General features: G+C 66.2%; 1 protein-coding gene. It reads right to left on the bottom strand.

The features are described from left to right. Positions 1–742: serine hydroxymethyltransferase (locus DEQ92_RS21040; RefSeq protein ID WP_115821730.1), on the bottom strand; the 742-nt coding region annotated here is incomplete at both ends.

Genomic DNA, 742 nt, shown 5'->3' with positions numbered 1-742 from the left:
GCCCTGAGCGCCGGGGAAGACCGCGTTGTCGATCGCGTCGGCGTGTTCCTCGCCGCACATAATGATCCCGCCGCGACCCGCGCGGATCGTCTTGTGCGTCGACCCCGTCACGAAGTCCGCGACGCCGACTGGCGACTCGTGGACGCCCGCTGCCACGAGGCCTGTGATGTGTGCGATGTCCGCGAGGTGGTACGCGTCGGTGTCGTCTGCGACTTCCTGCACGCGCTCGAAGTCGACCTCGCGGGGGTACGCGGAGTACCCGGAGACGATGATGTCGGGGTCGAACTCCTCGGCGATCTCGGCGAGGCCCTCGTAGTCGACGTAACCCGTCTCGGCGTCGACCTCGTACTGTTCGACCTCGTAGGTCTGCCCCGCGAAGTTCGCCGGGTGACCGTGCGAGAGGTGCCCGCCGTGTGTGAGGTCAAGCGAGAGGATCTTGTCGCCCGGCTCCAGCATCGCGAGGTACACGCCCATATTCGCCTGCGACCCCGAATGCGGTTGGACGTTGACGTGTTCTGCGCCCCACAGTTCCTTCGCTCGCTCGATCGCCAGGTTCTCGACCTCGTCGGCGTACTCACAGCCCGCGTAGTATCGCCCGCCCGGGTACCCCTCGGCGTAGTTGTTCGTCAACTCGGAGCTTTGGGCCTCCATTACGGCTTCGGAGGCGTGGTTCTCGCTCGCGATCATCGCTAACGTCTCGTTCTGTCTCGTGCGCTCGCCTTCGAGCGCCTCGGCGACGGCC

The organism is Haloferax sp. Atlit-6N, from assembly GCF_003383195.1.
Lineage (GTDB): Archaea > Halobacteriota > Halobacteria > Halobacteriales > Haloferacaceae > Haloferax > Haloferax gibbonsii.
Note: the sequence above shows the minus strand (reverse complement) of the source record. Positions and strands in the feature narration are given on the sequence as shown.